The following is a 25303-nucleotide window of genomic DNA, read 5'->3' as shown; positions in this document are numbered from 1 at the left end:
TGGGCAACGTCGAGGCGCGCAGCTCCGCACGAACGGCCGGGGTGGTGCGGGCGTTTTTATGAAGTCGAACCTGCATCGTTCATGCCTCCATGGTCTGATCGTCGCTGGTTGCTGGTCGAGATAGGGGTCGTTCAGCCTCTAGGCAATCCGCCTTGAGCTCGGCGATCAGTGCTTCAAGAACTGCTCGAGCGAGGAACAAAGGATGGCTCCTCTTTGGCAAATAATCACACGGGACGGGACACCATGCCTAAAAAATCTGACTAAAATAGTCAGGATTTAGATTGCAATACCCAGTTGGGATTACGTCACGCTGATCTAATTCGACCGACTTCTGATCGCCTCAGAAGGCGAGGGAAGGGAGACTAGAGAAGATGCGGCGAGATGTCGCCCTTAGAGGTGGAGGGGGCAAGGTGAGGCTCTTATGGGGCAAATCGCCGCACCAGAACCGGGGGGATTCCTTGATGGACTTGGTTCAAGTCGGCGGATGTTTGATCTGGCCCCTAGCACCAGCCTAGCACCAAAAAAAACGGCCTAGCCCCTGATGAGGCTAGGCCGCTGTTTTATTTGGCTCCCCGAGCAAGACTCGAACTTGCGACCCACTGATTAACAGTCAGTTGCTCTACCGGCTGAGCTATCGGGGAATAAACGGTTTACTTGTTGCTGTACTGATTGGCGCGCCCGGAAGGATTCGAACCTCCGACCACCTGGTTCGTAGCCAGGTACTCTATCCAGCTGAGCTACGGGCGCTGCGAGCCGCATATTCTGGGGGGTTGAGGGGGTGGTGTCAAGGGTTAATTTTACGGTGGTGAGATGGAGGGCTGAAGTGAGGTCTGACATTGGGCCAGTGTGTGGGGATACCTCGGGGTCTGGGTGGGGTTAAACTGGGCTGGCATTGGCCTGTTGGGCAGCTGTTTCCTGTTGGGTGGCTGTTGTTGGGTGGGATGGTTGAGATGGAGCGAAGATGATGCGGGTGTTGTTGGTTGAAGATGATGTGCAGCTTGGTGGCTACTTGAAAAAGGCCTTGGGGGAGATGGGGGCCGTGGTGGATGTGGCCGAGGATGGGCGCGAGGGCCTGTTGATGGCGGCGGGTGAGGAGTATGACCTGTTGCTGTTGGATCGGATGTTGCCGCAGGTGGATGGTTTGACGATTTTGCGTACCTTGCGCGCTTCAGGGGTGCGTACGCCGGTGTTGATTCTGAGTGCCTTGGGCGATGTGGATGATCGGGTGGAGGGACTGCGAGCCGGAGGGGATGATTATTTGGTCAAGCCGCCGGTGTTCTCCGAATTGCAGGCGCGGATTGAGGCGTTGATGCGACGTGCGTCACCGGCGGAGGCAGCCAGCACGCGCTTGCGGCTGGGGGATCTAGAGATGGATTTGCTGGGCCGAGAGGTGACGCGTGCGGGCGAGCGCATTCAGTTGCAGCCGCGTGAGTTTCGGCTGCTGGAGTATCTGTTGCAGCATGCCGGGCAGGTGGTGACCCGAACCATGCTGTTGGAGCATGTGTGGGATTATCACTTTGATCCGCAGACCAATGTGATTGATGTGCATGTCAGCCGTTTGCGCGGCAAGATCGATAAGGGCTTTGCCTATCCGCTGCTGCATACCGTGCGTGGGGCCGGCTATGTGTTACGGGTGCCTGAGGCAGCGGATGTACCTGATGAGATCAACTGATGCGAGCAGCTGAGGCAGGCGGGACATCGGTTGGGGGGCGGGCGTGGGCGCGGTTGCGCGCGATTCTGGCCAGCTCGACCTTTCGGCTGGCGCTGCTGTATGTGGTGCTGTTGGCGACCTCAATGGCGATTTTGCTGGGGTTTGTGTACTGGTCGACCGCCGGCTATATGGCGCGGCAGACGGATGCAACCATCAATGCGGAGATTCGCGGTCTGGCGGAGCAATACCGGCGTCGGGGGCTAGCCGGGCTGACGGCGATCATTGCCGAGCGTTTGCAGCGGGATCCGGGCGGGGCGGCGCTCTATTTGCTGGCGGATGGCACTGGGCAGCCGCTGGTAGGCAATCTCAACCGCTGGCCGCCAGATCCGATTGGGCCGGCGGGTTGGATGGATTTTCGCTTGCGTGATTTCGACCCAGGGATGTCGCCTTCACCGTCAGATCGTGCGTTGGCGGCGCGGGCGAAAGTGTTTCGGCTGCGTGGGGATTTACGCCTGCTGGTGGGGCGCGACGTGCGCGAGCTGACGGCGGTGCGCGATCTGATGCTGGATGCGCTGTGGTCGGGGTTGGCGATTACGGCGGCGCTGGCGTTGCTGGGGGGCTGGCTGATCAGTGCCAGTGTGGTGCGGCGGCTGGAGGCGGTGAATCAGGTCAGCCGCGAGATTATGGAGGGGGATTTGTCGCGGCGGGTGCCGAGCGATGGCAGTGGCGATGATTTCGACCAGCTTGCGGTCAACCTCAATGGCATGCTAGCGCGCATTGAGCAGTTGATGACCAGTGTGCGCGAGGTGTCGGACAATATCGCGCATGATTTGCGCACCCCGCTGACCCGGTTGCGCGCCAAGTTGGAGTGGCTGGTGCAAGGGCCCTTGCCGGCGGCTGTGCGTGCCGAGGCGCAGGAGGCGGTAGCCGATGCCGAGGAGTTGCTGGGCACCTTTAATGCGCTGTTGCGTATCGCGCGCATCGAGTCGGGGAGTCGCCGGGCGGCCTTTGCGCGGGTCAATCTGGCCGCTTTGCTGCGTGATCTGGCCGAACTCTACGAACCGGTGGCCGCTGAGCGCGAGCAGCGTCTGGAGGCGGCGGTGCCGGAGGAGTTGTGGGTGGTGGGCGATCGGGATTTGCTGTTTCAGGCCGGCGTGAATCTGGTGGAGAATGCCATCAAATATACACCAGCCGCTGGGTTGATTGCGCTCAGTGCGCGCAAGCAGGCGGGGGAAGTATCGGTTCAGGTGGCGGATTCGGGACCGGGTATTCCGGCGGAGCTGCGCGAGAAGGTGTGCGAGCGCTTTTTTCGCCTGGATGACAGTCGATCAAGCCCTGGCAGCGGGCTGGGTTTGAGTTTGGTGCGGGCGGTTACTGAACTGCATGGAGCGCGGCTGGAGTTAGGCGACAATGCGCCGGGATTGCGTGTAAGCCTGGTGCTGGAGGCGGCGGCTTGAAGGGTACTGGCGTGATGTGTTGGCGGCCATTGGCGTCCGGTACTTGGGTGTGACGGCGGCCGTCCCGATATGGGTGAATGAACGCGCTTGGGGTTCCATGGCGCGGCATTCGACCAACAGTGATGTCATGTACGAATGATGTCATGAGCGAATGTACGAAATACTGTCGCTTACAGGGGGTTCAGATGATGAAGCGTTATTTTGGTGTCTTGGCACTGGCTGCGGTTCTGGCGGGTGCTGCACTGCCGGCCTTCGCTGATTGGGTATTGGAGCCGGAGCAATCACATCTTGCGTTTATCTCGATTAAGGCGCAGAACATCGCTGAAATCCACAGTTTCGAGCAGATGACCGGGCGGGTCGACGCTGACGGACAGGTGACGATGCAGTTGATGCTCGACAGTGTCGAGACCCAGATTCCGGTGCGCAATGAGCGCATGCGGGAGCTGTTATTCAAGACGGCGGATTATCAGCAGGCGACTTTGAGCGCCAAGATTGATCCAGCGGTGCTTGATGCTATGCAGGTTGGCGAAATCGGTCAGTTGACCGGGGAAGCGGTGCTGTCCCTGCACGGACAGGAGCAGCCGATGACTATGCACTTGCAGGTGGCCAGAGTGGCACCCGATGTGATGCTGGTTGCCAGCCGCCAGCCGCTGGTGGTGGACGCAGAAAAATTTGGCCTGACCCCTGGGATCGAGCAACTGCGCGAACTGGCCGGTCTGGAAAGTATCAGCCATGCCGTGCCGGTGACTTTTGTCTTAACCTTTGTGCAGGAGCCGGCAGCATCGACGGATGCAGCCGATGCCTCTGATACCGCAGATTGAGGCGGGGCGCTGTGCGGCGCCAGCCCCGTCACCCGCCGTTGATCAGTCTGAGGCGGCTTCGGGTTGGCGTCCGTACAGGCTGACCAGATGACGCAAGCGGTCGGCCAGCGTGGGGTCAACCTGAGTCCAGTCGAAGCGCCAGGTCCAGTTGCCGCTGGTGGTGCCGGGGCGATTCATGCGGGCACTGCCGTCCAGGGCCAGCACATCCTGCATAGGCAGTATGGCCAGGTTGGCGGTCGAGGCCAGGGCGCTGCGAATCAGCGGCCAGGGCATGGGTTCGCCCACGGGGTCGCCGGCCGGTTCAGCGGCGGGATAGCCCAGATAATCGGCCAGGTGCCAGCGTTCAGCGTCGCTGAGCGCGCGAAACCAGCCCAGGCTGGTGTCGTTGTCATGGGTGCCGGTATAGACGACCGAATCCGTCTCATGGCGAAACGGCAGATAGGGATTGTCGGTACCGCCGTCGAAGGCGAATTGCAGGATCTTCATGCCCGGCATGCGATACTTTTTGCGCAGAGCAGTGACTTCATCGGTGATCACACCCAGATCCTCGGCGACCAGCGGCAAGGCGCCAAATTCCGCTGCCAGTTGCTCGAACAGGGCATCGCCAGGGGCTGTGATCCAGCGGCCATTGATGGCGAATTCCTCGCTGGCCGGGATTTCCCAGTAGGCTTCGAAGCCGCGAAAGTGGTCGATACGGATGAGGTCAAACAGCCTGAGCTGGGTGCGAATGCGCTCGATCCAGAACTGAAACCCATTGGCCTGGAGCTGATCCCAGCGATACAGGGGGTTGCCCCAACGCTGGCCGGTGGCAGAGAAATAATCCGGCGGCACGCCAGCGACCACGCGGGTGCTGCCGTCGGGGTTGAGGTCGAAGTCATGGGGACGCGCCCAGACTTCAGCGCTGTCATGGGCCACAAAGATGGGCATGTCGCCAAACAGCTTCACGCCGCGCGCATTGGCATGATCGCGCAGTGCAGCCCATTGGCTGAAAAAGACAAACTGCTCCCAGCGAATGTAGTCAAGGGCGTCGGCGAGCTTGGTGCGCGCCTGTTTCATGGCGCGGTTTTCGCGCTCGCGCAGCCCTTTGGGCCATTTCCACCAGGGGAGTGCGCGATCTTCGCTGATGGCACGAAACAGCGCATAGTCTTCGAGCCAGTGGGCCTGCGCTTCGATAAAGGTCGCCAGCGCGGCTCGATCGGCATCCCCGGCGACCTGCCGAAAGCCCAGATAGGCTTGTCGCAGGGCGGCGGGTTTGGCGCCGGCCTCACCGGGGTTGTCCGGCAGTTGATCCAGCCAGCCGGACTTGATCAAGGGATCCAAGCCAATCAGGTGCGGGCTGCCGGCATGCACGGAGCTGCTCTGATAGGGCGACAGATCGCCCTGAGGTGGACCCACCGGCAGCATCTGCCAGACACTCAGACCGCAGTCGGCCAGGAAATTGACAAAATTAAACGCCTCCCAGCCCAGATCGCCGCAGGGACCGGAACCGGGCAAGGAGGTGAGATGCAACAGCAGCCCCGCGCGACGTTCGTGCAGAGCGGTGGGATGGGGAGCAGGGGATGTCATGCGAGCGAGTGTTCCGAAGTATGTGATGCGGTTGAGGAGATATGCCGGGGTAAGCGTCAAAATGACGACTGCCTCCTATGTTAACATCAGCCTCTTCGCAAGTGCCGTGAAGGTGCGCTAAGGACGCCCTCACCAGTACTGGGCGGCGTGGTCAGGCAGGGTTGTCGTTCCACGCTCGATGTTTTTATTTTGCCAACCCGATGTGACAGGGCGCGTGCATGGCCTGACGCGGCGTGCCTGATCGGGTTAGACCACGATTGCGAGATGCCTGACACCATGGCTAGACATGAGCCGAACCCGAGTAATTTGCCAGAACCGCTGCGCTTGATCATTGAAGCGCGCCACCATGATCCCTTTGAAGTGCTCGGGCGCCATGAGCTTGGCGACGGGAAAGCTGTCGTGCGGGTGTTTTTGCCCCGCGCCGAGCGGGTGCGCCTGAATGGCGGCCAGGTCGAGCTGGAACGCCTGCCGGGCACTGATTTGTTCGTCTGGGAAGGCGACGCCTCGCTGGTGCAGGGCCACTACCTGATCGACTGGTACGACAAGCAGGGACGGGTGCATACGCGGCATGATCCCTATTTGTTTGGCCCGCAACTGGGCGATTTTGACCTGCATCTGTTTGGTGAAGGGCGCCACTGGCATGTCTATCGCTTTCTCGGCGCGCATCAGCGCTGTATCAATGACATCGACGGCTTTGCCTTCGCCGTCTGGGCGCCCAGCGCGGAGCGCGTCAGTGTGGTAGGGGAATTCAACGACTGGGACGGTCGCGCGCACCCCATGCGCGTGCGCCCGGGCACCGGGGTGTGGGAGCTGTTTATCCCCGGGCTTGAGGCCGGTCAGCTGTATAAGTTTGAGCTGCGCGATCAGGCCGGCCTGCCGCTGGTGAAGATCGACCCCTATGGCAATGCCTTTCAGCAACGCCCGGAGACGGCGGCAATTTTGCAGGCGCCGACTCAGCATCAATGGCGCGATGCTGAGTGGCTGGAGACGCGGGCGCACCACAATTGGCAGGAACAGCCCTTATCTGTCTATGAGGTGCATCTGGGCTCCTGGCAGCGCAGCGAGGATGGCGACTTTCTGAATTACCGTGACCTGGCCGAGCGCTTGGCGAGCTATTGTCAGGAGATGGGCTTTACCCACATTGAGCTGATGCCCATTACCGAGCATCCGCTGGATGCCTCCTGGGGCTATCAGGCCACTGGCTATTTCGCGCCGACCGCGCGCTTTGGCGCCCCGGACGATTTCCGCTTCTTTGTCGATCACCTGCACCAGCATGGCATCGGTGTACTGCTGGACTGGGTGCCGGCGCATTTTCCGCGCGATACCACCGGGCTGGCCCGTTTCGATGGCAGCGCGCTCTTTGAGCATGCCGACCCACGTCAGGGCGAGCATCGTGACTGGGGAACGCTGATCTTCAATTACGGGCGCCATGAGGTGAAGAATTTCCTGCTCTCCAGCGCGCTTTATTGGTTAAGCGAATATCACATCGACGGCCTGCGCGTCGATGCGGTAGCCTCCATGCTGTATCTGGATTATTCGCGCAAGGAAGGCGAGTGGATTCCGAACAAATACGGTGGCAATGAAAATCTCGATGCCGTTGAACTGCTGCGCCAGTTAAATACCGTCACCCATGAGCAGCATCCAGGCAGTCTGATGATTGCCGAGGAGTCCACCTCCTGGCCGCAGGTGTCGCGTCCGACCTATCTCGGCGGACTCGGCTTTAGCATGAAGTGGAACATGGGCTGGATGCACGACACCCTGTCCTATATGGAAAAGGATCCCATCTATCGGCATTATCATCATGATCTGCTGACCTTTGGGTTGCTCTATGCCTTCACCGAAAATTTCGTGCTGCCTTTCTCCCATGATGAAGTGGTGCATGGCAAGCGCTCGATGATCGACAAAATGCCCGGCGATGCCTGGCAAAAGTTCGCCTCACTGCGGCTGCTCTATACCTTTATGTTTGCCTATCCGGGCAAAAAACTGCTGTTCCAAGGCTGTGAATTTGCCCAGGGTAAGGAATGGAACTTTGACCAAGCCCTTGACTGGTATTTGCTCGAACGCGAACCGCATCAGGGTATTAAGCAAATTGTGGCCGACCTGAATCGACTGTATCGGGAATTGCCGGCGCTGTATCAGGTTGATTTTGACAGCTCGGGCTTTGAATGGATCGACTGTCATGACAGTTCCCAATCGGTGCTGAGCTTTTTGCGCAAATCGAAGAACCAACGCCAGATTGTCGCGGCGGCCTTTAATTTCACGCCGGTCCCCCGGGAGAATTACCGCATTGGCGTGCCGCGTGCCGGTTTTTATCGCGAGGCGATCAATTCTGACGGTGCTGTTTACGGTGGTAGCAATGTCGGCAATCAGGGTGGCGTGCGCTCCGAGGCGCTGAGTTGGATGGGACGGGAAAATTCCATTCCTATTGCTTTACCGCCGCTGGCTGGCGTCATCATGGTGTTGGAACCCGATGAGGCCGCACCGGATGAGTCCGTGCCCGATGAGTCGGTAATTGACGAGTCCATGACTGGCGAGTCCGTGACTGCGGAGTCGGTTACAGATCAACCGCCGTCGTTAGGGGCGGAGGTGGATGAGGACGCGGCGCGCGATTCGGGCATGCCTTCTACCAATGCGCCCTCTCCAGAGCAACCTGTCTAAGGTGCTTGGGGGAGGCGCAACACGGATGTGCAGTGAATCAGAGTGCTCCAGGTTGCGGGCGCTGGCGCTGATCCTGCTACTGGCACTGGTCTGCACTCTGCTCGGGACAGTTGCGTACGCCGCTCCCGCCACCGACCTGCCCGGCAAGCTCGATGCGCAGCTGGCTGAATGGGGCCTGGATATCAGCCAGGTGAGCGTCTATGTGCGTGCCGTGGAGGCCACGGCACCACATCTGTTGGTTAATCCCGAGGTGCCCAGAGCGCCGGCCTCGGTCATCAAGCTGCTGACCACCATTGCCGGGTTGGATCTGCTGGGACCAAGTTATCACTGGACGACCGATGTTTATGTCGATGGCTCCTTGGTCGGCGGGCAATTGCAAGGCAATCTCTACATTCAGGGCTTTGGCGATCCCTATCTCACCACCGATGCGTTTGCCGGATTGCTGCGCGCGCTGCGTGCCAAGGGGCTGATTGCCATTGAAGGTGATGTGGTGCTGGACAACAGCTACTTGGCGCCGCCCGAGCATGAGCGCGGCGATTTCGACGGCGCGGCCCAAAGCAGCTATAACGCACTACCGGCGGCCCTGAGTGTCAACCGGCAGGTGACTGAAATCCATATCTATCACGATTGGGCCAGGCATGCGGTGGGCGTCTATACCAGTCCGCCCTTGACCGGTGTTGAGATCGTCAATGACGCCCGCCTGGTCGATGCCCCCTGTGTCAGGCGTCATCACAATCCCATTGCCAGCTTTATTGAGGCCACCGAAACCTCCGGCCCCAAGTTGCGCATTTCCGGCACCTTTGCCGATCAGTGTGGTGAGACCAAGGTTGAGCGGCTGCTGCTGAGCCCTGAACAGCATGCGGCGGCCGCTTTCGATGCCCTGTGGCGGGATCTGGGCGGCAGCATTGGTGGCAAGATTCGCCTTGGTCGGGTTCCCAAGGGCGCGCGTCGCTTTGATCGTGCCTTGTCGCAGCCGCTCAGCGTGATTACCCGCGACCTGGATAAGAACAGCAACAACCTGATGGCACGGATGCTGTTTCTGACCCTGGGCGTGAATCGTTCCGGCTCGCCGGGTACTTTGGAAAAGTCACGCGAGGCGATTACCGCTTGGCTTGCCAAGCGCGAACTGTCGATGCCCGGTTTGGTTGTCGAGAACGGTTCCGGCCTGTCGCGCGAAACCCGCATCAGTGCCGGCAGTCTCGGTGAACTCCTCACCTGGAGTTACCATCGGCCCTGGATGCCGGAGCTGCTGGCCTCTATGTCCATCGCCGGGGTTGATGGCACCACGCGGCGCCGCTTAAGGCGTGAGCCCATCGCCGGACGTGCCCACTTGAAAACCGGCACCGTGCGCGAAGCGAGCTGCATTGCGGGTTATGTGCTGGATCGTGACGATCGGCGCTGGGTGGTCGTGGTTTTGGTCAATGGACGCGAGGGCCAGGCGCTGGGTGCCTGGCGCGGCCATGCCGTACAGCACGAGATCTTGCGCTGGGTCTATCGGGGAGCGCCCTTGCCAGGCGGTCAGTAGCTAAAACAGGCGCGCTATTTGCTTAAGAGCTTCCTTTATTGGTCGCTATCCAAAAGTACAGCCTAGGAGTTACACAAAATATGACCGCAGAGACTCAAACACTGGATCGTTATATCAGCTTTGCAGGAATTGACTGCGATCAGCGTGCACAGCAACTGGTGGCGCGGGTGCGTCAGCACATGGCCTCATTGGCGGAAGGCTCACAATGGCGTGACTATTTTGCAACAAAGTTGGCCGAGGCCGAGCGGCGCGGACACGATGAGCTGTATTTTGTCGGCAGTCAGGTCAATGCGTTGCGCGAGCTGTTTGCGCTCTTTGAGGATGATGAGTGGGGCCATGAACTCCTTGAGGCCCTGGAAGAGGAATGCTGCTGATCAGCATACCCCCTGTTACTCGGGACTTTCCCCCAGAGTCTGATAATACTGCTTGATATCCTCACCAATGGTCGCGGTGACTTGGTAAAACACCTCGCGTTGGATTCGTATGGGTTGATCGCTGACCTGATCGGTTTGAGCACAGGTTTCGGCGATGAGCCGATAGAGGTAATTCAATACAAAGCGCGGTTGGCGTAGCCGGTCCAGCGCGATCAGGATCTCGCGCTTGGGCATGGTTTCGTCAAACAGATGCTCCAGCGGATAGGGCTGGCTGGGATCGGTGCGGCAGATGCGCAGACGATCCGACATCATGTCGTAGAGCTGCTTGTCGCCCCAGCGGAAGGGATAAATAATCTTTTGCTTGTCGAAGCGGGCTTCGTTGGCCTTCTCAGAGCTGGCCTTGCGCACCGCCTCATAGAGCTGGCGCGGCAGCAGCATCTTGAAGCTGAGATTGGGATGCAGTTGCAGGATGCGGTTGTTCCACAGTGGCCAGACGAAGGCTTCCATTTTCTCGCGATCCCCATTGATCAGGGATGGCTCATCGACCTTGTCCATGACCACCACAATTTGCTGGTAGCCAAGGCTTAATACAATATCAATCAACTTGGTGACAAACAGCCGACGAACATCGGCCTCATCACGCCAGCCCCGGCGCCTGATATCCTGATCCTTCAAATAACCGCTGGAAATGGAGCGCAGCACCCGCTTGACGTCCCGGGCATTGCGCACTCGCACCAGAATCTCCCGCTCAGCCGAGCGGGCCACACCGGCGTAAAACAGTGAGCGATTCAGTGGCACCAGGCCCAATGTGAGCACCGTGACCAGGGCGTTTTTGATCGCGCCTCCCAAGCGCCCGAACAGACCGCGTGGCAACAGGCGGCGATTCATCTCGGTCATGATGCGGTTGTACCGATCCGGTGGCCCGCTGATGTAAAAGGCCATCAGCATCATGAGCTCATGACGCTGATAGGGTTCCAGCGTATCAAGGGCGACATTCCCGTTGTTCACCTCGGCTAGCAGGGCCTCCATGCCGCACACGAGAATGGCATCGAGATGCTGGGCAAGACCGAAATCTGTGAGCGTCACCGCTGACTCGCGCTTGCGATCCTGATCGGACTTGCGCTTAAAGGATTCCAGGAAACTGTTAAAGTTGTCATAGTTAATCAGCAGGATGCGCTCGGGATGTTCCCGGTTGAAATGCGCAATATTCTTCTCCAGCGCCAAGCGCAGGGCGGACTTGCCGCTGCCCTTGACGCCAAAGATCATTGAGGTGCCACGTCCGGGTGGGTCGCCAAAGAATTTATCCCAAGCCTGATGATTGAATGCGTAGCCCGACTCATTGACAAGGTTCTCAAACACCTTGTCGTTTTGTGCTTCTTCCTCAATGAATGGATTGCGCAGAAGCCCGTGGGACTGCAAAAATTGCGACATCGTGATGGACATGGGAAAGCTACCTGCCTGTGCAGCACGCAATGGTCATAAGGTTGAATCCAACCCTGAATATTTTGTGACTATCCTGCCACACTGACGCCAAGCTGTCTTGTTTGGTTGGTCAGCACTGTTCCCAGGGCAGCCCGTGAAAGCGCCAGCCCCCGACACTGCTGCGGTGATGGTGCGCATCCAGATCGCCTTCAAAGCCCTCATCAATATGATAGACGGTCGTGAGTCCATCTTGAATCAGTGCCTTGCCCGCTTCCAGCGAGCGTTTGCCACTGCGGCAGATGAGAATCACTGGCGCGCAGGGCTTGCCCGCCTCGCAAAGCGCGCCACCGAGCAACCGTTTGCGAATCTCGGTGGTGAACTGAGGGTTGATAGTCCAGTCCGGCTCATCGATCCAGGGCACATGCACAGCGCCCTGCGGATGGCCGACAAACAGAAACTCCATGGTTGAGCGGATATCAACCAGGATGGCTTCCGGATGCTCGCTGAGCAAATCCATTGCCTCTCGGGGTGTCAACGCTTGGGGAATGTCGGTGGTCATCGCAGACTCCTTTATGATGGTTGTTATGATGATTCTTATGGTGGTTTGGGATCAGGTTTTGCGTCCTGGTGGCCGATCCGGGTCGGCACCCGGTATCATGACGGGTTTTTCCGTCTTTGAGAATCGAGGTCATGTCCCAGCTCTCGCCGCTCGCTCGTTCTGATCTAGGGGCGCAACTCGCCAAGCGCCGCACCTTTGCCATCATTTCCCACCCGGACGCCGGTAAGACCACCCTGACTGAAAAGCTGTTGCTGTTCGGCGGCGCCATTCAGATGGCCGGCACCGTCAAGGGCCGCAAGGCCGCGCGCCATGCCACCTCCGACTGGATGGAGCTGGAAAAGCAACGTGGCATCTCGGTGACCTCCTCGGTGATGCAGTTTCCCTATAGTGATGCCATCGTCAACCTGCTCGACACCCCAGGCCATGAGGATTTCTCCGAGGATACCTATCGTACCCTGACCGCCGTGGATGCCGCGCTGATGGTGATTGATGTCGCCAAGGGCGTCGAGGAACGCACCATTAAGCTGATGGATGTGTGCCGGCTGCGCAACACACCGATACTGACCTTTGTCAACAAGCTCGACCGTGAAGGGCGTGACGCGATTGAAATCCTTGACGAGATTGAGTCGGTGCTCAACATCCAATGCGCCCCGGTCACCTGGCCGATTGGCATGGGCAAGCGCTTCAAGGGCGTTTATGACCTGCGCCATGATCGCACCCACCTGTTCAGCGCCACTCATGGCGGGCGCATTCAGGAAGGCGAAATCATCGATGGGTTGAACAATCCGCGCCTGGATGAGGTCGTCGGTGACCAGGCCACCGAGCTGCGCGAGGAACTGGAATTGGTGCAGGGCGCGAGTCACAGCTTCGATCACGCGGCCTATTTGGCCGGCACGCAGACGCCGGTGTTTTTTGGCTCGGCGATCAACAATTTTGGCGTCAAGGAACTGCTTGATGCCTTTGTTGACTATGCCCCAGCGCCGCTGCCACGTCAGACCCGCTCGCGGGTGGTGGGAGCAGATGAGTCCACCTTTAGTGGTTTTGTGTTCAAAATTCAGGCCAACATGGACCCGGCCCATCGCGACCGGGTGGCTTTTCTGCGAGTGTGCTCAGGCTGCTACAAAAAGGGCATGAAAATGCGCCATGTACGCATCGGCAAGACAGTGCAAGTGGCCAATGCCATCACTTTCCAAGCCGATGAGCGCCGCCATGTCGAGGAAGCTTGGCCGGGTGACATCATTGGTCTGCACAATCATGGCACCATTCAGATCGGCGATACCTTCACCGAGGGTGAGGAACTCAAATACGAGGGCATCCCGTACTTTGCCCCGGAGCTGTTCCGCCGCGTGGTACTGAAAGACCCGCTGAAGATGAAAGCCCTGCAAAAAGGCGTGTTGCAACTATGTGAGGAAGGCGCCACCCAGGTATTTCGCCCGCGCAAGAACAATGACCTGATTCTCGGCGCCGTTGGAGTGCTGCAATTCGATGTCGCCGCCTATCGGCTGCGCGATGAATACGGCGTTGAGGCCGTGGTCGAACCGGTCAGTGTCGCTCTGGCGCGCTGGGTGCGCTGCGAAGATGCCAAACTGCTGGCCCGCTTTCAGGACAAAGCCCATGACAACCTGGCCCTGGATGGCGACGATCAGCTGGTCTACCTGGCTCCAACCCGGGTCAATCTGCAACTGACCCAGGAACGCTGGCCGGAGATTGAATTCCTGGCCACCCGCGAACTTTAGTTGTCAGGAACAGATGGAGATGGATCCGGCCTTTCCTTCGTGGCCGGTCGTGCCGGGGTTAGGCGGCACTGTTGATGATGTCAATCGCGCGCTGGCCACCGAAACGGTGGCCATAGACTAATTCACTGGCCAGTGCCCGGTGCAGCGGCGCCACGGTGGCGTGCTTGTGCGGCCTCAAACTCATCGGGATCCATGACTCCGTCGTTATTGGTGTCCATGTCGGCGAAGCTGGGCGCGCTGGCCAAACCGCGCATCTGATACCCTTGTTGCGAGCGTTCGGCGATGCGCTGCGCGCGTGCCTGTTCGAATTCTGTCTGTGTCAGCTGTCCATCGCCATTGGCGTCGAAATCTTGGAAACTTGGCATCATACGTCGCATACCGGGACCCATACCGGGACCCATACCGGGACCCATACCGGGACCCATGCCAGGGTTGTTTGGGGTAGATGATTGGGCCAAGCCAGCCAGTGGCCAGACCAAAAAACTCAATGACAGGCTGCAGATCAGAAGCTTGGCTTCTTTGTTCAAACGGATCATTAGAATCTCCATCGATTTGCGTTTTGCATCATTTTGGTTTTGGAAGCTCGGAAGCTCAGCTTGTGCTTCGCGAGGGGCGCAAAGGCACTGCCTCACGAAGTCTTTGCGCGGCGCGTCATGCTCGTCAGCTGTTGCCGCTTCACACATGATACCAGCAATCGGGCCAATCTCGGACGGGGTCTACTCGCCCTTGCGACTGACATGCTCCATCAAGCGGCTGGTGGAGAACAGGGCCACATTGATTACCGAGCCGGTTGAGAAGGTCGCCGCCATTGTCACCAGCAGCAAGTCGACTGGGCGCGGACGCGAGCCGAGGAAGACCGTCTCAATGCCAAGCCTTTCGAGCCAATGTACAATCACATCGGAGAGGCGCCATGCTCGCCCGTTTGGGTACTTCCGAGCCGAACTAGAGTGATTCCCGTCGGTACGACCCCCGAACGAGATCCAGAGACCATCTATGAGCACGCACATCAATCAAGAACACCTCGCGCTCGTGCAAGGCGTAATCGACCGGCTGGCGGGAAACTCCTTCGCGCTTAAAGGCTGGTCGGTCACATTGGTGTCCGCATTGCTGGCCTTGGCCGTGAGCGAGACCAAATCGGACCTGATCCTCGTGGCGCTGCTACCGGCCTTGACCTTCTGGGGCCTGGATGGCTACTTCCTCGCGCAAGAGCGTCACCTTGAGCGTCTTCCACGGTGCTGTGCTCCTTGTTGTCCTCGCCGCGTTTTTCCTGCCGACCGCCAGCGGTTCCTGATCCGTCGTCCTAGGTTGAGTCCCGCCTCCCTTTAGAATCCGGATACCCAACAAGCACCGCGTCGGAGAATGCATCGCCGATGGCTCCCCTCAAGCTCTTCATCAGCCACAGCTCGCGCCTCGACGACGTCCCGCACAAGTACACGGATGACGATGCCAACTGGCGCTTGCTGCGGAAAACCTGCGATGGCCTCAAGGAAAGGTACGGCGACGCGATTCACATCCTGGTGGACCGCGATGGTCTCATCCCCGGTGACGACTGGAACAGGGAGCTGAACCTCTGGCTCGCGGAGTGTCAGGCCGCCATCATCCTAGTCTCTAAACGCGCTTTGGAAAAATCGGACTGGGTGGCCAAGGAGGCGGCGATTCTGGGCTGGCGCAAGGTGCTGAACCCCAACTTCATCCTAATTCCTGTCACTATTGAAGGCGAATCCTGCCAAGCGGATCTTGCTGTAGGATTCTGGGGCTCCTTGGAGATGAGTCGGATTCAATGCGTCTCCGCCCGACATGATGCCCAAACAATCGTGGAGGGTGTCGTCGATTCGCTTGGTAATCCGGCTGACCTTTCCCACAGTTGTGCCTGCACGCCGCTCGATCTCTTGCGGGACGCCGTCGCGAAGCTGCTGGTCGACGCGGCAACCGCAACCGCCCTGGAGACGGCACTCGATGACTTCGGCCCATTGACAACGCATGCGGTTGGCCCTGGTCTGCCTAGTCTGAACCGCTATGCCCATCGCTTGGCCGAGCGTTTGCTTCAGACCTCCGGCGACGACGTGAGAAGCTGCTTCAACGCCTTTCGCCACATTCTGGACCGCGTGCCGCTGCTCTCGGGTAGTCAGCAGCGGTTGCTGCTGAAACAGTTGCGCGCCCTCTGGGTTCATCCGGGCGCTGCCGGATTTCTGCCGGCTGCGGGAGAGGATAAGCGTCCGTTAGCGCTGTGCGGACAAATGGTCACCCTGGCCGACGACCTCTTGAAGGCGGAGGCATACACACTGGAGCGCTATCTGGAGCGTGCCTGGCCGGGCAGTCACCCCCGTTGTGTGCCTATCACCGAGCTTCAGTCCGCAGAGCAGGTCAGAGCGGAGATCCGCCGACGCGTGCTAGGCCCTGGTGTCCCGTCATCGCTCCCCGACGCCCTGCTCGACGTGCAGGTCAACCAGGAGCCGACCGCCATCGTCGTGATCATCCCCGCGACCGAAAGCGTCGGCGGACTTCCAGACCCGCTCCTCCGCCGAGACTTGGAGCAGCTCACCCGGATCTATCACAAGCTGGTACTCGTCTTCGCCTCCTGCCTTCCGGCTCACGACATGCCGGACGGCCTGAGACCCATCACCCCGCCGCTCGAAGCGAACACCGAAATGAGCGCCTATCTGGCCGAGCGCGCTGCCGTCACAATTCTCGATCAAGATTGATGGTCTGCCCATGCCCGAATACCGCCCAAAACACTTCAATCTGCCTAAAGACAAGGTCCTGCCCAAGTCAGAGGGCGTTCTTCCCTATGTCTTCACGGACGAGATCGCCATCGCCATCGATGTCGCCCTTTCGACCAATCGGCCCCTGCTCGTTTCAGGTGATCCTGGCTGCGGCAAGAGCCGGCTCGCCGATGCCGTCGCAGAACTCCAGGGCTGGCGCCTCTTGTCCTGCACTATCACCTCCCGAACGCGTCTGGAGGGACTCACCGCCGAGGTCGATCAGCTCAGACGTCTGAACGACGCCCAGCTCGGACGCCTGGGTAAGGTGAAAGACCAGCCCGAAGGCGCCGCCGCTCGCCCGGACGCCTATTACCTCACCCCCGGCATCTTCTGGTGGGCCTTCGACCCTGAGACCGCACGCCGCCGCGGCCTCTCTGCCGATGATGCCAAAGTGCACGAGGTCGATCTTCGTTATCCCGGCGTCGAGCGCGAGCCCAAACGCGACCAGCGGGCCGGCACCGTCCTCCTGATCGACGAGATCGACAAGGCCGAGCCGGACCTGCCCAACGACCTGCTCGAGCCACTCGACAGACGCCGCTTCGATCTACCCGAAGGTTTCCGTGCCGCACGCGACGGCAGAGCGCTGACTAGTATCGAGGCCCAGGCTCACCGGGACGACCCGCTGCTCACGGTTATCACCACCAACCGCGAGCGCGAGCTGCCGCAAGCGTTTCTGCGGCGCTGTGTCCTGCTTGAGATACCAGACCCAGACAAGAAACGGCTGATCGAGATTGCGATGCAACATGAGCCGGAGGGGGATCGGCAAAGGGTCGGCGCCGTCGCGGACGTTTTGCTCAAGCTGCGTGACCTCGCAAAAAAGCAGCGCATCAGACGGCCCGGCACAGCCGAGCTGCTCGACGCCGTTCGCGCCTGCGAGGAACTCGGGATCCAGGTCAGCGCCGCGCCCGGCTCCGTTTGGTCGCAGATCGAGCGGGCCGTGCTGGCGAAAGACCCGGCGCTCCGACTGGAAAACTTATGAGCGAGCAGCCCCGCCGTGGTGAGATCCATCTGGGCGACCTGGCTCGCGCTCTGGATGATCTGCCCTGGACCGACCCGAATCAGGCGGCGGCGATCGCCAACTGCCTTGGCTTCGGTCTTGCCGCGCAGCCCAAGGTTGTCGCCAGCGCCAGGAGTCATCAGGTCTTCGATCGGCGCAGCACACCCAGACAGGCTAAGTCGGAGCGACCGTCAGCAAGCGCGCCGCCCATTCTGATGCCTCCCTCTCCGCCTAATCCGGTTCCTCTTCCAGCAGGCGTTCTGCCCAGTGGCTTGAAGCGGCTGCCGACGCTGGCGCCACCACATCAGGAGGTGCCGGACTGGCTCACGGAGCGAAATGCCGCCTTTCCTGCTGAACCCGAGCCACAATTGGCGCGGGCGACCCTGCTCCCGGAGCGTACCGCGCGTCATGTTCTGTCCGCCGGATTGGCGACGACACGGGCGACCGGCCGCATCGACCTCGGCGCGCTCATCGATGCGGTCTGTCGCCGCCAGCCCCTTCGCGACCTTCCGCGTCGCCGCGAGGCGACACTCGACCGAGGCTGCCAGCTGCTTCTGGATTACAGCAGCTCTATGACCCCCTTCTGGGAAGACCTCAGGCAACTTTGCGAGCAAGTCCATGAGGTCGTCGGGGCGCACGCGACTCGGGTCTACAGCTTCGATACCCAGCCAACCCAGGCGCGCACATGGACCCCCGCGGGCGAGCCGGTTCCATGGCGGCCGGATGGTCGCCCGGTGCTTGCGGCGACCGATCTCGGCATCCAGGGCCGAGCCGCCGCCGAGCCAAACCCGGACTGGCCGATGTTGGCTGCGGACTGTGCCAAGGCAGGCAGCCCGCTGATCCTGCTCATCCCTTGGCCGGCGGAGCGCTGGCCAAGGACCTTCGCGCCAGGTGCGACCCGGATTCACTGGGGGCCACGCACCACGGCCGGCATGGTCCGGCGTGCCGCAGACCCTGCCGGAAACTGGCGGTGAACGCCCCGTGACCTGGCGCGCACCCAACACGCTGGAGCGGTTTCTGCTCCAGGATGCCCGCGAGCGTTGGCCCGAGATCATCCCGCTGGCCCGCCTCCTGGTCCTCGCACCGCGCATTGAGCCGCTGCTGCTGCGCAATGCGCGCCAGCGCTTTCTTCCCGCCAGCGACGCGGAGCTGGAGTCCCAGCTCTGGCTCAGCGGACTGGTCGCTGCGCGGAGCACGCGTGAGATCGTTCTGCATCCGGGCATCGCCTGCGTCCTTGCCGCGCAGCTCGCCGGCGCACGGTCCTGCCCAGGCCATCAGGATGAACATGACTCGGAGGTCGCGGAAGACGCGCCCAGTCTGGAGGCAATCTGGACATTCACCTGCGAGCACACCCGCCACTGGTCGGCGGAGGATCGGCTGGAGCGCGATCTTCGCTATCACGCCCTGCGCGCCGACAGCGCTGCGATCAATGAAGGGCTGGAAGCCATCCTCGCGCGGATCGCGGACGAATCCGAGCCACTTGCGGCGGGTGAGACGTCCGAGCAACGGCGGTCCCGACTCGATCAGCGACGCATCGGTCTCGCGCGTCTGGCCAAGCGCGTGCTCCCCGGCCTGCGAGGTCGCCTGGACGGTTGCTCGGCGGAAAAGGCACGCCTGCTCGCGCGCTATGCGGCGCTCGCGCTCGGTGACGGCGGGGACTGGTCCGGCGAGCCAGTCGGAGCCCCTGAAGCGCTGCCGGATTGGCTGAAGGGCCGTCTACCCCCGCCCATGGCTCAATCACGGCTCGGTGTCGAGGTTCGCCGAGACGATGCGGGGCCACCGGTGCTGCACTTCGTCCCGGCAACGGGCGAGGAGGCTGGGATCGAACTGCCCAGCCCATTGCCCGGACGTCTGCATATCGCGCCGGCCGGTCATGTCGGTGCCTGGCATGCCGTGAAGATTGGCAGCCGTGTTCCACTCAGTCCGCCGAGCCGCAGCGTCCGTTTGACGACGTTGAACGGTAGCCAATGGGAGCTGGTTGCGGAACTGCCGGCCGAGGCGCTCGAGACGCAGGCCCAGCCTCCGCTCCTGCTCGTCCATGCTCAGGCAGACTTCGAGCAGGCGAGGGCGATTGCGGAATGGCTGCGCGGGCAGGGCATTGCGGTCGAGTTGGCGCCAGAGGCGATGGAGCGTCGGGACGGACCCAGCGCGAACGCCGCGCGCGCGGTTCGGCTGTGGACCCAGGCCATGCACGATCTCTGGGCCGCATCCACCACCGAGCCGGACCAAGCAGGGCCAGAGGGTTTTCTGCTGCGTATCGAGTCGGTCGATGCGCCGAGCCTTGGAACCGGTGCGGGACATCTGTTGGACTGGCTGGATTGGCGGCGGTTGGCGGAGTCGGCTGGGGCGGATGGCGTCTTTCAAGCGCTCGACGACTGGTGGCGCACTGGCAAGCTGTCTTCGCCTGAGGAAGCGCCTTCGGGAGCGGAAGCGCGAGATGGAACCTCGCGATCCGCCGAGATCGCACGTCTGCTTGCGGAGATAGAAGACCCCGCCACGGAGCCGCCGCGCCGTCTGGCGATCGGCGATCGCCTCGCCGAGCTGGGCGATCCACGCCCAGGGGTCGGGACCATCGAGATCGAGGTGCCTGTCTCGAGCCTGCCCCAGGACATTCGGGCGCTGCTCGACGAGATCGCAGATCCAGGGACAGAGCCGCCTCGGCGTCTGGCGATCGGCGACGAGCTGGCCCGGCTCGGCGACCCGAGGCCCGGTGTCGGGCTCCGCTCGGACGGTCTGCCGGACATCGCCTGGGTCGAGATCCCCGGTGGTCCCTTCATCTACCAGGATGGAGAAACTCGCAAGCTGCCGACCTTCTGGATCGCGCGCTATCCGGTGACCAATGCCCAATACCAGACCTTCATCGACGATCGGGGCTACGAGGAGCCGCGCTGGTGGGTGGATCCGGTACGGCCGGAGCCGCAGCCGTCGCCGTCGCGTTGGCCGCAGCCCAACCGCCCGCGCACCGATCTCGACTGGTATGAGGCCGTCGCCTTTACCCGCTGGCTCAATGCGCGTCTTGGTCTGTCAGAGGGCAGTCTCCGCCTGCCGACCGAGCTGGAGTGGGAAAAGGCGGCACGGGGCGAGCAAGGGCGGATCTATCCTTGGGGCGTGGAATATCGCTCCGGCCATGCCAATGTGAACGAGAAGGTTGCAGGTGGCGGCCCATGGTATCTGGCCCAAGCCACGGCGGTTGGTCTCTACCCGCATGGCGGCTCGCCTGACGGGGTCGACGACCTGGCAGGTAACGTCTTGGAATGGTGCCTGAACAAGCACGGCGATCTTACGGCCCTCACTCCGGACAACTCGGGCGATAGACGTGCGTTGCGCGGCGGGTCCTGGTTCGACGACCCAGACTTCGCGCGCGCCGACGACCGCGGCTGGTATCTCCCAGAGTTCCGGCTCAACTACTGGGGCTTTCGGTTGTTGTCGTCCGTCCCCATCGAACCTGTCCGCTGATTGGCTGTCCGCTGTCTGCTGCTCGCCGAATACGCTCGGCATACCAATGAGGTCCATGGGTTACCACACAAGTTGCTCTAGCACATGCCGCCGCAGACCCCAGCTATCCGCGTGACGGACATGGGCGATCCAGCCTTGAACGCTGGCGTCGAATTCGCCGAAGCTGATCCGACCCTGCTGCCAGGCGTCGAACCGCTCCCCGAGCCTCCGGGTGGCTTCCACCACCTTGCGGGACTTGACCCGGCGGTGGCTCGGGTAGACGACGAATCCAAGCCATGGGATACCGCACCGCACGGGCAGCACCTGGCCTTCCCGCTCGCGTGCACCTGCAGGCGCAGACGCTCGAGGCGCTGGATGATGGCTTGCTTCCAGGCATAGAGCTGGGCCTTGCTGTCGTGGAACAGACAGAAGTCGTCGACATAGCGCAGATAGGCCTGGCAACCCAGTTCACGCTTCACGAATAGATCCAGGGGATGCAGATAGCAGTTCGACCAGAACTGCGATGTCAAATTGCCGATCGGCAGTCCGCGTGGGCGACAGGCGGCCAGGAGGTCGTCCCCAGGGAAGAACGGCGGGCTGTATTCCTGATCCGCAACACCCACCCCACTCGCAGAGGGCATGGTGCACGACGCGATCCCGAAAAGGCGCGGCGCTGATCAAGCGGCGCTTGGGCTCTGCAATGTGGAATTGGACATAGCCGCCTGGCTTCCAACGGCCCCCGCCAGCACCGCTTGCAGCTCCAGCAGATGGTCCGCCAAGCGGTCTTCGAAGCTGGTCACCGCCCTGCTGGATCGCTTGCCGCGCGCCGCCTTCCGCCAAGCCTCGAAGAGATTGTCGAAGGCTAGAATGCGCTGGAAAAGCTGATTTGGAGTCTTGCCCATGGCTGAGAGCATGTTGTTGCTGACACGAACCTTCGATCTACTCGAGTGGCTACTGCCTAAGACGGAGAAGTTTCCCCGCGCCTATCGACACAGTCTGACGCGACACCTGGCAGATGCCCTGCTGTGTTTTCAGGAGAAGCTCTTCCTGGCCAGAAAGCGCCGTGGCGCGGAGCGGCAGCGGTTGTTGCTGGAGTGTGATGCGCACCTGGAGAGCGTCAGGCTCTATCTGCGCCTGGCGCATCACTGGCACTGGTTGACGGACGGACAATACGAGCATGTGAGCCGTTTAGTGGCCGAGATCGGGCGTCTACTGGGCGGTTGGGTGAAGCGACCAGAGGGCGGGAAAGAAAGGGGCGCGACGGGAGCAGGTCCAGGCGGCGCCCCGAGCTGAGTATCTGCCCGATGCCCAAGCGGCATGCGGACCGGACGCACCCGCGCCATTGCATCAATGCCGACCGCGTCCTGTCGGCCTTGGACGACAGGCCCCGGCGAATGCCGGACCGATGCGATGTGGACGGACGACAACAACCGAAAGCCCCTGTTGTTGTTCCGGTTCTCTGGGTGATTCCTGTTGCGGTTGTCGGCGCGCGCGTTGTCTGGGTTGTTGATCCAGGACCCGCCGCGCAACGCACGTCTGGTCTCGGGGCGCCCGGCTGGCGAGCCAGCGTCGGTGATCATAGCCCACGAGTGGGCGGAAATAAAACGGCTCCGTCGCTCCGCGACGGAGCCAGGTGACAGCGGCCGGCGAGACAGCGGACAGCCAATCAGCGGACAGGCTCAATGGGGACGGACGACAACAACCGAAAGCCCCCGTTGAGGTCCCGGAACCCTGGGGGAGTCCTGAAGCGGTAGATGGCGCGCGCGAAGTCTGGGTCGTAGATCCAGGACCCGCCGCGCAACGCACGTCTGTCTCCGGATTTGTCTGGAGCGATGCTCGCAACATCATCGTGCTTGTTCAAGCACCATTCCCAGACGTTGCCTGCCAGGTCATCCACCCCATAAGGCGAGCATCCATGCGGGTAGAGACCAACCGCCGTGGTCTGCTCCAAATACCATTGGCCGACGTCTTCACCCTTCTCGTCTACATTGGCATGGCCGGAGCGATATTTCGCGCCCCACGGATAGATCCGCCCTTGCTCGCCCCGTGCCGCCTTTTCCCATTCCAGCTCGGTCGGCAGACGGAGACTTCCCTCCGGCAGACCAAGACGCGCATTGAGCCAGCGGGTAAAGGCGACCGCCTCATACCAGTCGAGATCGGTGCGCGGGCGGTTGGACTGCGGCCAGGTCGAGTCTTGGCGTTTCGGCCTTTTGAGATCCTCCCACCAGCGCGGCTCCTCGTAGCCTCGATCGTCGATGAAGGTCTGGTATTGGGCGTTGGTCACCGGATAGCGCGCGATCCAGAAGGTCGGCAGCTCGCGGATCTCGCCATTCCGGTAGACGAAAGGGCCGCCGGGGATCTCGACCCAGGTGATGTCCGGGATGTGCAGGCGGCGGGTGCGCTGAGGCTCGGCGCGCTCGCGTGCCTTCAGCTTGGGCGCGTCGAGGGTGCGGGGCTCAATGCCTGATTGGCCGAGGAGGAAGTCGTACAGCGCTTGGTACTCGATCGCCGAGGATAGACAGTAGAAGCGATGTCCGCGCACCGGCTCGGGAATGCTCTTCTCGTCTGCGGGATCGAAGAGCAGGGGCACGAACTTGAGGGTCGCGCTGCGCTCATCGTAGATGGCATCGGTGATGACGGCACTTTCCCAGTCGACGCCCTTGCCGTTGCCTGGCTCTTCGTGCCCACGGAAACGGTGATAGTAGGTCGGTGTGCAGATCAGCAGGACGAAATCGGCCCAGTCGAGTCGGTTGAGCATCCAGCGTGGCCACCCCTCCGCTGGGGCGCCTTGGACGTACTGATCGAGATCGGCATCGATGCCGTCCTTGCGCAGACGCTCGGAGAGCGCGAGGACGCGCTGGCGGTGTGCGTCGGAGTCGTGACTGTAGCTGATGAATACCCGCGGCGAACGCTGGACCGATGGGCTGTTGCTCATTAGGGGATTCCTGGCTTTTCGTTTTCGACATCGTAGCCGAAAACTTCTTATGGTTGCCCTTGAGATGTCCTGAGCCAGTCGCACATTCGCAAGGACAATAGTCAAACCCGGCGATTTGATTGCTAACATCCAGCCAGCAGGGGATATCGCCCATGACATATCCGAACAGCGTCTGTTTGTCTCGGTTTACCTGTCGGTTCATCTCCGTGATTCTGATCGCCCTGGCCATAACGGGACCAGCGCGGGCGGCAACTCTCAACGGCGTGCTGAGCGTGGCCGGCCCAGCCGCATCCAGTCTCGTGCAGCAGGTGCGTGTCACTCTGTTCGAAGCCACTGAATTCACCCCTGTCGCTCTGGCGAGCACGGTCACCGACGAGGCCGGACATTTCGAGCTGTCGACCAACCGAGAGACGTCTAACAGCATCCTGTTTCTCTCCGCCGCGCTTGGTGGTCGAGTCCGGTTTATTACCATCCTCGGTGACCACCTGCCGGAGGCCGCCACCATCAACGAAGTGACCAGCGTGGCCGCCTCTTATGCGATGGCGCAGTTCTTTCGCACTGGGCGCATCGCCGGTGATGCCTTCCGCTTGCGCATCGCTGCCATGATGAGTCGCAATATCGCCGATCCGGCGACGGGTGAGTTGTCCGAGGTGCTCAGAAGTTCTCCCAACGCGGATCAAACCAACGCCATGCGGCTGACCCATTCGTTGGCTAATTTGCTCAATCAGTGTATTCAGATCGAGGGCATCAAGGAAGCCGTGCTGCTCTCGACCCGCAACGAGCTGCGGAAAATTCCGGTCGATACTGCCGAGGCCTTGGCCAATTTGGCCCGGAATCCGGCTGAGAATGCTCATCTCATCGCGCTGTTTGCGTTGACCGGGACCGCCTTCGCGCCGGCTCTGACCACGGAGCCGGATCAATGGACCATTGCAGTCAAGCTCAACGACACCGGCCGCCCGGACGTGCCCTTCGGAGGCGCGGCCAATGTGGCCTGGGATTCACGCGGCTATGCCTGGGTGGCCAACAATGTCACCCAGGGCACGCCGAATTCGACTAAATTCAATGTCGTGCTGCGCCCCGATGGTCACCCGGCGGATGGCACCAATGGCGAGCCGGTTTCGCCCTTTAATACCGGCGGGCTGCTCGGTGTGGGCTGGGGCGTGACCGTGGACCGCAATGACCATGTCTGGTTCGGCAATTTTGGCTGGGGCAGCCCCAAGGATCTTTACTATCCAAGTCAAACACCCAGCAGCGCCAGCGGCGCCGGCACTGGCAGTGGGGTGCGGCCTCGACAAGATGTTATTTCGAGGAGTATGCTCTAAGCCTCTGTAAATGATGAGGCGAGGAGCGATCATGGCCACGGTTGTTCGGCGTTCGGGCGAAGAGATCACCATCGAAGTGAGCC

22 protein-coding genes, 2 tRNA genes and 1 pseudogene are annotated in these 25303 nt (G+C 61.2%); 15 read left to right on the top strand and 10 right to left on the bottom strand.

Going from position 1 to position 25303, the window contains the following annotated elements:
• Positions 1-565: 565 nt before the first annotated feature.
• A tRNA-Asn gene (locus tag CKO36_RS13595) sits at positions 566-641 on the bottom strand.
• A 29-nt stretch (positions 642-670) separates the two neighbouring features.
• Positions 671-747: transfer RNA gene (locus tag CKO36_RS13590), tRNA-Arg, on the bottom strand.
• Positions 748-964: 217 nt separating this feature from the next.
• Here CKO36_RS13590 and CKO36_RS13585 point away from each other — a divergent pair.
• From CKO36_RS13585 to CKO36_RS13575, 3 genes are all read left to right on the top strand, one after another.
• On the top strand, positions 965-1672 hold the full coding sequence (locus CKO36_RS13585) for a response regulator transcription factor (protein ID WP_200284646.1): 708 nt from the start codon (positions 965-967) through the stop codon (positions 1670-1672).
• A 53-nt stretch (positions 1673-1725) separates the two neighbouring features.
• A complete protein-coding gene (locus tag CKO36_RS13580) occupies positions 1726-3108 on the top strand; it encodes a sensor histidine kinase (RefSeq protein ID WP_242469611.1) in 1383 nt (460 codons plus the stop codon).
• 143 nt (positions 3109-3251) lie between these two features.
• Positions 3252-3929, top strand: coding sequence for a YceI family protein (locus CKO36_RS13575; RefSeq protein ID WP_242469610.1), 678 nt, complete (start codon positions 3252-3254; stop codon positions 3927-3929).
• A 42-nt stretch (positions 3930-3971) separates the two neighbouring features.
• Here CKO36_RS13575 and malQ read toward each other — a convergent pair whose 3' ends face one another.
• Positions 3972-5495, bottom strand: a complete 1524-nt coding sequence (gene malQ / locus CKO36_RS13570) for a 4-alpha-glucanotransferase (RefSeq protein ID WP_200284641.1) — start codon at positions 5493-5495, stop codon at positions 3972-3974.
• Positions 5496-5771: 276 nt separating this feature from the next.
• Here malQ and glgB point away from each other — a divergent pair, with 276 nt between their 5' ends.
• From glgB to cowN, 3 genes are all read left to right on the top strand, one after another.
• Positions 5772-8153, top strand: a complete 2382-nt coding sequence (gene glgB, locus CKO36_RS13565; protein ID WP_242469609.1) for a 1,4-alpha-glucan branching protein GlgB — start codon at positions 5772-5774, stop codon at positions 8151-8153.
• Positions 8154-8178: 25 nt separating this feature from the next.
• Positions 8179-9678 (top strand): D-alanyl-D-alanine carboxypeptidase/D-alanyl-D-alanine endopeptidase, encoded by a 1500-nt coding sequence (gene dacB, locus CKO36_RS13560; RefSeq protein ID WP_200284639.1) that lies wholly within the window; start codon positions 8179-8181, stop codon positions 9676-9678.
• 80 nt (positions 9679-9758) lie between these two features.
• A complete protein-coding gene (cowN, locus tag CKO36_RS13555; protein WP_200284637.1) occupies positions 9759-10052 on the top strand; it encodes a N(2)-fixation sustaining protein CowN in 294 nt (97 codons plus the stop codon).
• Positions 10053-10067: 15 nt separating this feature from the next.
• On the opposite strand, the gene CKO36_RS13550 is transcribed toward cowN, so the two are convergent.
• The gene (locus CKO36_RS13550) at positions 10068-11495 is read right to left on the bottom strand and encodes a hypothetical protein (RefSeq protein ID WP_200284635.1); all 1428 of its coding nucleotides are present in this window, start codon (positions 11493-11495) and stop codon (positions 10068-10070) included.
• Between the two features lie 109 nt (positions 11496-11604).
• The gene (locus CKO36_RS13545) at positions 11605-12033 is read right to left on the bottom strand and encodes a rhodanese-like domain-containing protein (protein WP_200284633.1); all 429 of its coding nucleotides are present in this window, start codon (positions 12031-12033) and stop codon (positions 11605-11607) included.
• A gap of 131 nt (positions 12034-12164) precedes the next feature.
• Between CKO36_RS13545 and CKO36_RS13540 the strand changes: the two genes are divergently transcribed.
• A complete protein-coding gene (locus CKO36_RS13540; protein ID WP_200284632.1) occupies positions 12165-13769 on the top strand; it encodes a peptide chain release factor 3 in 1605 nt (534 codons plus the stop codon).
• A 122-nt stretch (positions 13770-13891) separates the two neighbouring features.
• On the opposite strand, the gene CKO36_RS19825 is transcribed toward CKO36_RS13540, so the two are convergent.
• Positions 13892-14137 carry an EF-hand domain-containing protein gene (locus CKO36_RS19825; protein ID WP_242469608.1) on the bottom strand — a complete coding sequence of 82 codons (246 nt, stop codon included), beginning with the start codon at positions 14135-14137 and terminating at the stop codon, positions 13892-13894.
• A 348-nt stretch (positions 14138-14485) separates the two neighbouring features.
• Positions 14486-14665 (bottom strand): hypothetical protein, encoded by a 180-nt coding sequence (locus CKO36_RS13530; protein ID WP_200284628.1) that lies wholly within the window; start codon positions 14663-14665, stop codon positions 14486-14488.
• A gap of 97 nt (positions 14666-14762) precedes the next feature.
• On the opposite strand from CKO36_RS13530, the gene CKO36_RS13525 reads away from it, so the two are divergent.
• The 6 genes from CKO36_RS13525 to CKO36_RS13500 all read left to right on the top strand — a co-directional run bounded on the left by CKO36_RS13525 (position 14763) and on the right by CKO36_RS13500 (position 21448).
• Positions 14763-15095: a hypothetical protein gene (locus tag CKO36_RS13525; protein ID WP_200284626.1), complete on the top strand. Its 333-nt coding sequence runs from the start codon at positions 14763-14765 to the stop codon at positions 15093-15095.
• A gap of 44 nt (positions 15096-15139) precedes the next feature.
• Positions 15140-16471, top strand: coding sequence for a toll/interleukin-1 receptor domain-containing protein (locus CKO36_RS13520; protein WP_200284623.1), 1332 nt, complete (start codon positions 15140-15142; stop codon positions 16469-16471).
• A gap of 10 nt (positions 16472-16481) precedes the next feature.
• A complete protein-coding gene (locus tag CKO36_RS13515) occupies positions 16482-17510 on the top strand; it encodes an AAA family ATPase (RefSeq protein WP_200284621.1) in 1029 nt (342 codons plus the stop codon).
• Positions 17507-18502 (top strand): hypothetical protein, encoded by a 996-nt coding sequence (locus CKO36_RS13510; RefSeq protein ID WP_200284619.1) that lies wholly within the window; start codon positions 17507-17509, stop codon positions 18500-18502. The genes CKO36_RS13515 and CKO36_RS13510 overlap by 4 nt, the downstream gene beginning before the upstream one ends.
• Positions 18503-18509: 7 nt before the next feature.
• Positions 18510-20984, top strand: a complete 2475-nt coding sequence (locus tag CKO36_RS20315) for an SUMF1/EgtB/PvdO family nonheme iron enzyme (protein ID WP_200284617.1) — start codon at positions 18510-18512, stop codon at positions 20982-20984.
• Positions 20985-21259: 275 nt separating this feature from the next.
• Positions 21260-21448, top strand: a complete 189-nt coding sequence (locus CKO36_RS13500; protein ID WP_200284615.1) for a hypothetical protein — start codon at positions 21260-21262, stop codon at positions 21446-21448.
• A 192-nt stretch (positions 21449-21640) separates the two neighbouring features.
• Here CKO36_RS13500 and CKO36_RS13495 read toward each other — a convergent pair whose 3' ends face one another.
• Positions 21641-21865 (bottom strand): hypothetical protein, encoded by a 225-nt coding sequence (locus CKO36_RS13495; RefSeq protein ID WP_200284614.1) that lies wholly within the window; start codon positions 21863-21865, stop codon positions 21641-21643.
• Here CKO36_RS13495 and avd point away from each other — a divergent pair.
• Complete coding sequence (gene avd, locus CKO36_RS13490) at positions 21864-22256, top strand: diversity-generating retroelement protein Avd (RefSeq protein WP_200284612.1); 393 nt, start codon at positions 21864-21866, stop codon at positions 22254-22256. The genes CKO36_RS13495 and avd overlap by 2 nt on opposite strands.
• A 143-nt stretch (positions 22257-22399) precedes the next feature.
• Here avd and CKO36_RS20465 read toward each other — a convergent pair.
• Both CKO36_RS20465 and CKO36_RS13485 read right to left on the bottom strand, forming a co-directional pair.
• Positions 22400-22543, bottom strand: a pseudogene (locus CKO36_RS20465) (hypothetical protein); the annotation flags it as partial.
• 86 nt (positions 22544-22629) lie between these two features.
• Positions 22630-23898, bottom strand: coding sequence for an SUMF1/EgtB/PvdO family nonheme iron enzyme (locus tag CKO36_RS13485; RefSeq protein WP_200284610.1), 1269 nt, complete (start codon positions 23896-23898; stop codon positions 22630-22632).
• 152 nt (positions 23899-24050) lie between these two features.
• Between CKO36_RS13485 and CKO36_RS13480 the strand changes: the two genes are divergently transcribed.
• A complete protein-coding gene (locus tag CKO36_RS13480; protein ID WP_200284603.1) occupies positions 24051-25220 on the top strand; it encodes a hypothetical protein in 1170 nt (389 codons plus the stop codon).
• Positions 25221-25303: the final 83 nt, after the last annotated feature.

This window comes from Rhabdochromatium marinum, assembly GCF_016583795.1.
Lineage (GTDB): Bacteria > Pseudomonadota > Gammaproteobacteria > Chromatiales > Chromatiaceae > Rhabdochromatium > Rhabdochromatium marinum.
The sequence above is the reverse complement of the archived record's forward strand: the minus strand, read 5'-3'. Positions and strand labels throughout refer to the sequence as shown.

Coding starts and splice junctions, on each gene's coding strand:
- avd (WP_200284612.1), top strand. CDS start 21,864: ATGGCTGAGAGCATGTTGTTGCTGACACGAACCTTCGATCTACTCGAG.
- CKO36_RS13575 (WP_242469610.1), top strand. CDS start 3,252: ATGAGCGAATGTACGAAATACTGTCGCTTACAGGGGGTTCAGATGATG.
- glgB (WP_242469609.1), top strand. CDS start 5,772: ATGGCTAGACATGAGCCGAACCCGAGTAATTTGCCAGAACCGCTGCGC.
- CKO36_RS13540 (WP_200284632.1), top strand. CDS start 12,165: ATGTCCCAGCTCTCGCCGCTCGCTCGTTCTGATCTAGGGGCGCAACTC.
- CKO36_RS13525 (WP_200284626.1), top strand. CDS start 14,763: ATGAGCACGCACATCAATCAAGAACACCTCGCGCTCGTGCAAGGCGTA.
- CKO36_RS13550 (WP_200284635.1), bottom strand. CDS start 11,495: ATGTCCATCACGATGTCGCAATTTTTGCAGTCCCACGGGCTTCTGCGC.
- CKO36_RS19825 (WP_242469608.1), bottom strand. CDS start 14,137: ATGATGCCAAGTTTCCAAGATTTCGACGCCAATGGCGATGGACAGCTG.
- CKO36_RS13510 (WP_200284619.1), top strand. CDS start 17,507: ATGAGCGAGCAGCCCCGCCGTGGTGAGATCCATCTGGGCGACCTGGCT.
- CKO36_RS13495 (WP_200284614.1), bottom strand. CDS start 21,865: ATGGGCAAGACTCCAAATCAGCTTTTCCAGCGCATTCTAGCCTTCGAC.
- malQ (WP_200284641.1), bottom strand. CDS start 5,495: ATGACATCCCCTGCTCCCCATCCCACCGCTCTGCACGAACGTCGCGCG.
- CKO36_RS13520 (WP_200284623.1), top strand. CDS start 15,140: ATGGCTCCCCTCAAGCTCTTCATCAGCCACAGCTCGCGCCTCGACGAC.
- cowN (WP_200284637.1), top strand. CDS start 9,759: ATGACCGCAGAGACTCAAACACTGGATCGTTATATCAGCTTTGCAGGA.
- CKO36_RS13515 (WP_200284621.1), top strand. CDS start 16,482: ATGCCCGAATACCGCCCAAAACACTTCAATCTGCCTAAAGACAAGGTC.
- CKO36_RS13480 (WP_200284603.1), top strand. CDS start 24,051: ATGACATATCCGAACAGCGTCTGTTTGTCTCGGTTTACCTGTCGGTTC.
- CKO36_RS13545 (WP_200284633.1), bottom strand. CDS start 12,033: ATGACCACCGACATTCCCCAAGCGTTGACACCCCGAGAGGCAATGGAT.
- CKO36_RS13500 (WP_200284615.1), top strand. CDS start 21,260: ATGGGATACCGCACCGCACGGGCAGCACCTGGCCTTCCCGCTCGCGTG.
- dacB (WP_200284639.1), top strand. CDS start 8,179: ATGTGCAGTGAATCAGAGTGCTCCAGGTTGCGGGCGCTGGCGCTGATC.
- CKO36_RS13485 (WP_200284610.1), bottom strand. CDS start 23,898: ATGAGCAACAGCCCATCGGTCCAGCGTTCGCCGCGGGTATTCATCAGC.
- CKO36_RS13585 (WP_200284646.1), top strand. CDS start 965: ATGCGGGTGTTGTTGGTTGAAGATGATGTGCAGCTTGGTGGCTACTTG.